The following is a 7,908-nucleotide window of genomic DNA, read 5'->3' as shown; positions in this document are numbered from 1 at the left end:
CGACCCACCACATCCGCCGCCATGACCCGTGATCAAAACGGTCAGGACCATCGGCGTCATCCCGCCACGCCGCAGACCCCCGGATACCCACCCAACACCATGATCAACTTAGGCTACGCGGCATTGGGCCATGGACGGGACATGCGGCGGCACCGCTGGAGGTGCGGTGGCCCTGACTGGGTGCTGTGCATCGCATGAATTCACTATAGGAACGACCCCGCCAATCCCGTCTGTACGGACCGCCGCAACCGCACATCGGCCAGAAGCGGATAGGCCAGCCTGGTCGATACCGGCTCCTTGGTAACGGAATGTCACGATGGCAGGCCGCCCGGACCATGAACGGCTGCCTCTCCCGGTTCTAGCAATGGGCGGCACCAGACCCGCGCGACGGTGGCGCCGCTTCCCTCACGGCGGTCCCATCTGGTTCAACTCATCCGGGTTAGTTCGGACGGAAATGAGAGGTCGATCAACCGGTGACGTGCGGTGCCCGTGGTCGGGGTCCTCCACATCTGTTCGTGCGGCCAGTGCGGGTGCAACAGGTCGACGGTGGTCACCGCGACCGGCGCCCGCAACGGCCGGCTCACCAGATCAGCCAGCAGGTTCGCTTCGCGGGCCGCGTCGCGGGCGATGACCAGCACCACGCCGACCGGCACGACCGGGTCGGTACGCCGGTAGCCGGCCAGAACCGTGCCGAGGCCGGCAGTCGATCGCTCGCGTTCGGCGATCACCTCACCGACCGGGCCAGGATCCACGTGCACCAGGAACCGCAGACAGCGGCCGCCCTCCAGCCACACCCCGTACCCGTCGGCGCGCAGATGCGCCAGACCCCGCTCCCGCAACCACACCGACGTGTCCAACGTCGTCAACCACTGGAACAGCCCACACCGGCCCGGATCCTCACGGGCGGCCGCCAGCAGCGGCAGGAACAGCAGGTAGTGCGCCGCACTCCAGTCCCGCTGACCCAGCCGCAACGGCACCGACCGCCCCGACGCGACGAGATCACGGCCGAGCAGGTCGGCGCCCTGCCTGGTGATCCGATACCACCACGCGTGCGCCCGGTCCTCCGCCGCCCGCTCCCGGTCCACCAGGCCTGCGGCGTGCAGCCACGTGAGGTCCCGGTGCGCCGTCAACCGGGGCTCTCCCACCACCACCGCGATGTCGATCGTGGTCGCCATGCCATGCAATGCCAGGAACGACAGGATCCGCCACCGCCGAGGCGTCAACACAACACCACCGGGCACCCATCGATGATCCCCTACCCGTCGACGCCCGGCCATCCCGGCGCTGCGGCGGCGCGGTGGGGCTCCGGGGGAACTCCCGCACTCTCAAAACGGGGTTTGTGAGACGTTTTCCATGATCACTGTTCACCGCATCAGCCGAAGAGTCGATTACAGAACACTCAAAACTGGCAAAACGTACCCGCGCAAGATCGGCCCATCTCCCGGCACCGAGCCCTTCCGAGGAACCACCTCGAGCCGACCCGGGACCCACCGACGGCCGCAACCCCGGCCACCGAGACATCCCACATCGGCAGCCACCGACGGGCGTCCCGGAGCACCCGCCACGTCCCACCGGTGCCAACCTGGTCCATCGGCTCCCGAGCACCCACCGAGCCACCACCACCCGCACGCGGACACAAAAAAGGCCCCAACCCGGTGTGAACCACCAGCTTGGGTTCCAGGGATCGTTGCAACGCCTGACCTGATCAGGGGTTGCAGTGTTCGAGATCCGTGGGGATCGTCGGCCGCAGGGTCGTAAGAAGCTTCGCGCGGAGCGCCAGGCATATTTGGATCTTGTGGCGCGGGGTGTGAGTACGAGTGAAGCGTGTCGGCTGGTCGGGATCAATCGCAAGACTGGTCACCGCTGGCGCTACGGGCGCATGAGCCAGGCGAAGGCCGGGCAGCAGGACGTATCTCGTCCTGCTGCCCGGCCTTCGGCCGTGTCGGGCCGCTATCTGTCGCAGGATGAGCGGATCGTGATCGCTGACCAGCTGCGCGAGGGTGCCTCTCAGGCGGCGATCGCCGCTGAGTTGCGACGGTCGCCGGGCACGATCAGCCGGGAGATCCGCCGCAACCGGCATCCGGACAGCGGCGACTACCAGCCCTACGCGGCCCAGCAACGCGCCGACAGTCGGCGGCCTCGCCCGAAGCTCGGCAAGATCGCCGCCTGCCCGCAGCTACGTTCCCTGGTGCAGGGCATGCTCGACTGCAAGCACAGCCCGGAACAGATCAGCCGTCGGCTGCGCCGCGACTTTCCCGAGCGAAGCGAGCGGCACGTGTCACACGAGACGATCTACCAGGCGCTCTACGTCCAGGGCCGCGGCGAGTTGCGCCGGGAACTGAGCGCCGCGCTGCGCACCGGCCGGGTGGTGCGACGCCCGCGCCGTCAGCCCGGGCAGCGCCAGCCCCGTTTCACTCATCCGATGGTGATGATCAGCGAGCGGCCCGCCGAGGCCGACGACCGTGCCGTCCCGGGTCATTGGGAAGGCGACCTGATCATCGGCAAGGACAACGGCTCCGCGATTGGCACCCTCGTCGAACGCGCCACCCGCTACGTCCTGCTCGTGCACCTGGGCGCCGGCCGCAGCGCCGACCGGGTCCGTGACGGCCTGCTCGCCGCCATGGCCACCCTGCCGCACCACCTGAAACGGTCTCTGACCTGGGACCAAGGCGCGGAAATGGCCATGCACCACGAGTTCAGCATCGCCGCGGACATGCCGGTCTACTTCTGCGACCCGCACTCACCCTGGCAACGCGGCTCCAACGAGAACACCAACGGACTGCTGCGCCAATACTTCCCCAAAGGCACCGACCTGGCCGTCCACACCCGCGAACACCTCGCCACCTCCCTGACCGGAACGGACCAGGTCGTCCTGGTCCCCACCGCGTAGAACCACAGAAGGAGTCATCATGTGTTACGGATTCGACGGAGAAGCCGCCCTGCGGCGGTCCGTCATCGACCGACGGAGCCTGCTGCGCGGTTCACTGGCGGCGGTCGCCGGTGTCGGCCTCGCGGCGTCGGGGATCGGCGCAACGGCCGCGTCGGCCACCACCCGCACCACCGGGCGCCACCAGTTACCCCCGGGCCTGATCAGCATTCAGCTGTGGACGGTACGCGACGCGCTGTGGGGCTCGCCCGGGTACGACGCGACCCTCGCCCACCTCGCCGAGATCGGCTACCCGAAGGTGGAGTTGGCGCTCGGCTACTTCGGGCGTACCGCTGCCCAGCTGCGCCAGTTCCTGGACAGCATCGGCATCAAGGCCAGCTCCAGCCACGACGGGATCAGCGGTGACGCCGGCGCGCTGGAACAGAAGATCCAGAACGCGCTCACCCTGGGCCAGTCGTTCATGGTAGTGCCGTACCTGTACTCCGACCGCGAGGACGACTGGAAGCGCTGGGCGGAACAGATGAATGTCGAGGCTGCGGCAGCGGCAGCGGCCGGCCTGCGCTACGGCTACCACAACCACGCCCACGAGTTCACCATCGACCTCGGAGGTGGCAGGCGACCCTGGGACGTGTTGACCGAGGAGCTCGATCCGAAGCTCGTACACCTGGAAGTCGACCTCTACTGGGCCGTCACCGGCGGCATCAACTCAGGCGATGGAGTGGTCGACCCCGAGGGCTTCGCGCTGGACGTCATCCGCTCCGCGCCCCAGCGTGTCCTGCAGTACCACGTCAAGGACCGGCACGCGTCCGACGGCGACATGGCCGACCTCGGCACCGGGGTGATCGATTTTGCCCGGATCTTCCAGGAGCACTCGGTGCTCGAGTACATCGTCGAAAACGACACCCCCGATGTGACACCGCAGCAGACGGCCGAGGTCGGCTACCGCTGCCTGCGCAAGCTGCGGTTCTGACGAACCCGGGCAGGCCCGTTCCCTCGTAGCAGGGAGCAATCGGGCGGCCAAGCACTGGCTGTACGACCTCGTACACCCGCTCGGCCGCCCGGCCGAACTGCCCGCACCAGCGCCGTCAAGCCCGGGTGACGGTCATCGGCGGCGCGCCGCCGCAGCCGGACACGCAAGCCGCACCGCAACCCAGGCCGTGAACCACGTACGCAACAAGCTCGCGTCGCTTGACTGAAATGCCTGGTTGCGATGAGGGCGGTGGTGATTCCGCGTACAGTTGGCGGGTGGCGATCACAACCGGCCAGTTGCGGTTCGGCCCGAACAACGGGCGGATGCTACTGCGCACCAGCCGCAAGGGTGTCGGCTCGACCGTCGGGCACGACCTGACCATTGAGGTGACCGACTGGTCGGTGGAGCTGGACGTTCCCGAGACCGGGCCGGTGGACGCCAACGCGACGGCCCGCGTCGAGTTGGGATCCTTGGCCGTACGGGAGGGCACCGGCGGTGCGCGACCGCTGACCGACAGGGACCGGCGCGAGATCGAGAACAACGCCCGGCGCACGCTGGACGTCGATCGCCACCCGACGGCCACCTTCGAGTCCAGCCGCGTCGTCACCGGCGACGACCACGCCACGATCAGCGGAACGCTCACTCTGCACGGGGTCGCCGCCCCCATCGACGTCGATGTACGCGAGGTGACGCCCGACCGGTACCGCGCCGCCACGGTGGTGACCCAGTCGGCGTACGGAATCAAGCCGTACTCGGCCTTTCTCGGCGCGCTCAAGGTCCATGACGACGTCGAGGTGGAGATCGAGGTCGACCTCGGACGCTGACCTGGTCCCGACCGGGCCCCAGAGGTTGAGCGGCCCCAGGTCGGTGGCGGCTACCGGAGGCGGTCTGTGGTTGGTCGGCTGGAACTGGCGATCCTGATCGGTCTGCAGGCGTCGGGCAAGACAGCGTTCCGCCGCCGCCTGCTGACCGACAATCATGTGGTGGTCAGCAAGGACGCGTTCCCGAATGCCCGCCATCGCCAAAGCCGTCAGATGCGGCTGGTCAACGAGGCCCTGGCCACGAGGCATTGCGTCGTGGTGGACAACACCAATCCCTCACCTCACGAGTGGCAACCGCTGATCGAGGCTGCCCGCGCCCACGGCGCGATGACGGTCGGGTACTGGTTCCCGCCCGATCTCCCTGCGGCGCTCGATCGCAACGCGGCGCGTGAGGATCGAGCCCGGGTGCCGGACGTTGGGCTGTATGACACGCTCAAGCGGCTCCGACGCCCTCGGCAGGCCGATGGATTCGACCGGCTGTACGAAGTCCGGTTCGACGGCAGGGGCGGGTTCCAGGTCGAGCCGATGGAAGGCTGAAAGCCGTGAACGCCGAGGAGTTCGAGGCCCGGCAACGGGCCCGGGAGCACTTCCACTCACTGCGCGTGCTGGCGGGTGCCTGGACAGGCCACCGAGGTGCATGGCTCGGGCCACGCCGCGGTACCCGGGCGGGAAGCCGTCAGCGATGACGATGTGTCCGATGAGTACCGGCGTGATGCGGTACGTGGCCCAGCGGTGCACCCGCTGCAGCCAGACGAACCAGGGGCCGCCCGTGACCAGCACCAACCGATGCCGCTGCCGATCAGGGCCACGAACAGCCCGACCATCAGCAGGCTCGCGACGGTCATGGTGTTCTTCAGCAGCGTCGTGGGCGCCAGGTGACATCGTCGAAGCCGCGCCGCACCTGGCGGAAATCTGCCGATGGAGCCGGGAGCCCGTATGGGACCGTCGAGGCCGCCACGAGTCAGGGGAGCGCGCCCATCCCCCGACCACGGTCATCGCCGTGAATGTGAAGCCACCGTCGGCTCGCCCAGGGGCCATCCCAGCGGGGGCGCGACGGAGCTGGGAATCGACCTCGACGCCTGTCCGTCGTGCCCGAGGTGGCGTATTGCACGCCGGCCACCGGGCAGAGGTGCGCAGCGTCGTCCTGGTCGGGTTGAGAGTCAGCGCGGACTCTACGGGCTGACCAGCCCTGTCTGATAGGCGATGACGACCAGTTGCGCGCGGTCGCGTGCACCCAGTTTCCCCATTGCGTGGCTGACGTGGGTGCGGGCGGTCGCCGGGCTGAGGAACAGCTCGGCGCCGATCTCGTCGTTGCTCAGGCCCTGTCCCACCAGGGCTAGCACTTCCCGCTCGCGCTGCGTCAGCACAGCCAGTCGGTTCTCCCCTGCCTGGGTGGCTGTTCGTTGCGCGGTGAACTGGGCGATGAGGCGTCGGGTGATCCGCGGCGCGAGCAACGCGTCTCCGGCGGCGACGACCCGGACGGCGTGTAGGAGCTCGGCCGGTCCGGCGTCTTTGAGCAGGAAGCCGCTTGCGCCGGCCTGCAGTGCCTCGAAGACGTAAGCGTCGGTTTCGTAGGTGGTCAGGATCAGGACTCGGACCTGTTGAAGTCCGGACGTCTTGGCGATCTGGCTGGTGGCCTGGATCCCGTCCACCTTCGGCATGCGGATGTCCATGAGCACGACGTCGGGCCGGATGGCACGGGCTCGTTCCACGGCCTCGGCACCGTTGGTAGCTTCCCCCACCACCGTGATGTCGTCTTCGAGGTCGAGCAGAACCTTGAAGCCGGATCGCACAAGACCCTCGTCGTCGGCGAGCAGAACCTTAATCGGAGCGCTGCCAGGTGACGACGCGGCTGCCGCGGTCATAGGTGCGCCGTTCCGGTCGGCGCCAGGGGCAGACGTGCCTTGACTTCGAACCCGCCGCCCGGCAGGGCCCTGGCCACCAGTTCCCCGCCCAACAGCTGACAGCGCTCGTGCATTCCTAGGATCCCGCTGCCCAGCTCGGCTGAGCTGCCGGTGCCGTTGCTGGTCGGATGCTTGGCTGGTACGTGCGGGCCCGGGGCGTCATCACCCGGTGCGTGCCGGCGACCCTCATCGATCACACGGATCTCCAAGACATCGGTTCCATAGTTCAGCGCTACGGTCACCCGGGTCGGTCCGACGTGGCGGATCACGTTGGTGATCGACTCCTGCAAGATTCGGTAGGCAGCACCGCCCACCGCGCTCGGCGGTGGCGACGTTGGCGACGTCGCCTCGAGTTTGATGTCGAGTCCGGCATCGCGCGCCTTCGCGGTGAGTTCGTCGATCTGCTCCAGGCCCGGGTGCGGCACTCGCCCGTCGTGGGAATCACGAAGCACGCCGAGGATGGCCCGCATCTCCCGCAACGCCTGGGAGCTCGTCTGCTCTATGGCCACCAGTGTCTCGCGCGCCCGCTCCGGCCGCTTGTCGAGCACGTGCGCGGTGACACCGGCCTGGATGTTGATGATCGCGATGGCGTGGGCGACGGTGTCGTGGACCTCCCGCGCGATCCGGAGCCGCTCGGCGTCAACCCGCGAACGCGCTTCCTCCTCCCGAGTCCGTTCAGCCCGTTCAGCACGCTCCTGCGCTTCGGCTGCGATGAACCGCCGGGATCGGACGGACTCACCAAGGGCAGCGCTCATCACCGACGCCCCGATCCGGAAGAACACCCACCCGATGGCCTCCCGCGGTTCGATGTCGGCCGCCGCGACCAGCCAGCCGATGGTCAGCGCGGTGATACCCACGCCGGCTGTCACCAGGGACCGGCGCCCATCGCCGTAGGCGGTCAGCGTGTACAGGGCGACGAAGAGCCCGAGCCAGCCGGGCCCATCCGGGAAGTCGACGCCGAAGTACACCAGGCTGGCGAGAGCGGCCGTGATGAACACCGGCACCGGCCAGCGGCGGCGCACGGCCAGCACCAGGCCACTCACGATCAGCAGGACGTACCCCAGGTGCCCGAGATCGGCCAGCGGCCGCGACCCCACCTCTGGAGGTTTCGCGGCGGTGCCCTGAACCTGCATCACGGCGACGAAGAGTCCGAGCAGGACGTCCTGGGCCAGGACAGGCAGGCGGAACGGCGCCGCTCGGCGTTTCATGTTGCGATGATAGTGGCCGCGCCCGGGTGACCGGCTACGACGACGGGCGTGACCAGGTGCGGGCCGCCTACGCAAATCTGCGTAGGAACTGCCATCCGCTGCCCGAGGACGCGCTCGG

The 7,908-nt window shown here is 68.4% G+C and carries 7 protein-coding genes; 4 read left to right on the top strand and 3 right to left on the bottom strand.

Annotated features, from left to right (window positions below):
* Nucleotides 1–425: 425 nt before the first annotated feature.
* Nucleotides 426–1,175: a hypothetical protein gene (locus tag DKT69_RS40490; protein ID WP_236648730.1), complete on the bottom strand. Its 750-nt coding sequence runs from the start codon at nucleotides 1,173–1,175 to the stop codon at nucleotides 426–428.
* Nucleotides 1,176–1,807: 632 nt separating this feature from the next.
* On the opposite strand from DKT69_RS40490, the gene DKT69_RS36665 reads away from it, so the two are divergent.
* The 4 genes from DKT69_RS36665 (at nucleotide 1,808) to DKT69_RS36650 (ending at nucleotide 5,215) form a co-directional block, all read left to right on the top strand.
* Complete coding sequence (locus DKT69_RS36665; RefSeq protein WP_438361912.1) at nucleotides 1,808–2,890, top strand: IS30 family transposase; 1,083 nt, start codon at nucleotides 1,808–1,810, stop codon at nucleotides 2,888–2,890.
* 19 nt (nucleotides 2,891–2,909) lie between these two features.
* Nucleotides 2,910–3,857, top strand: a complete 948-nt coding sequence (locus tag DKT69_RS36660) for a sugar phosphate isomerase/epimerase family protein (RefSeq protein WP_109805930.1) — start codon at nucleotides 2,910–2,912, stop codon at nucleotides 3,855–3,857.
* A gap of 275 nt (nucleotides 3,858–4,132) precedes the next feature.
* The gene (locus DKT69_RS36655) at nucleotides 4,133–4,681 is read left to right on the top strand and encodes a YceI family protein (RefSeq protein WP_161558025.1); all 549 of its coding nucleotides are present in this window, start codon (nucleotides 4,133–4,135) and stop codon (nucleotides 4,679–4,681) included.
* A gap of 66 nt (nucleotides 4,682–4,747) precedes the next feature.
* Complete coding sequence (locus tag DKT69_RS36650; RefSeq protein ID WP_201750047.1) at nucleotides 4,748–5,215, top strand: ATP-binding protein; 468 nt, start codon at nucleotides 4,748–4,750, stop codon at nucleotides 5,213–5,215.
* Nucleotides 5,216–5,850: 635 nt separating this feature from the next.
* On the opposite strand, the gene DKT69_RS36645 is transcribed toward DKT69_RS36650, so the two are convergent.
* Nucleotides 5,851–6,543 (bottom strand): response regulator transcription factor, encoded by a 693-nt coding sequence (locus DKT69_RS36645; protein WP_109805928.1) that lies wholly within the window; start codon nucleotides 6,541–6,543, stop codon nucleotides 5,851–5,853.
* Nucleotides 6,540–7,790: a histidine kinase gene (locus DKT69_RS36640; RefSeq protein ID WP_109805927.1), complete on the bottom strand. Its 1,251-nt coding sequence runs from the start codon at nucleotides 7,788–7,790 to the stop codon at nucleotides 6,540–6,542. The genes DKT69_RS36645 and DKT69_RS36640 overlap by 4 nt, the downstream gene beginning before the upstream one ends.
* Nucleotides 7,791–7,908 lie beyond the last annotated feature (118 nt).

Source organism: Micromonospora sicca, assembly GCF_003172935.1.
Taxonomy (GTDB): Bacteria; Actinomycetota; Actinomycetes; order Mycobacteriales; family Micromonosporaceae; genus Micromonospora; species Micromonospora sicca.
Note: the sequence above shows the minus strand (reverse complement) of the source record. Positions and strands in the feature narration are given on the sequence as shown.

What these genes read in the sequence shown, in the direction of transcription:
- DKT69_RS36640 (WP_109805927.1), bottom strand. Translation starts at nt 7,790, where the DNA reads ATGAAACGCCGAGCGGCGCCGTTCCGCCTGCCTGTCCTGGCCCAGGAC.
- DKT69_RS40490 (WP_236648730.1), bottom strand. Translation starts at nt 1,175, where the DNA reads ATGGCGACCACGATCGACATCGCGGTGGTGGTGGGAGAGCCCCGGTTG.
- DKT69_RS36660 (WP_109805930.1), top strand. Translation starts at nt 2,910, where the DNA reads ATGTGTTACGGATTCGACGGAGAAGCCGCCCTGCGGCGGTCCGTCATC.
- DKT69_RS36645 (WP_109805928.1), bottom strand. Translation starts at nt 6,543, where the DNA reads ATGACCGCGGCAGCCGCGTCGTCACCTGGCAGCGCTCCGATTAAGGTT.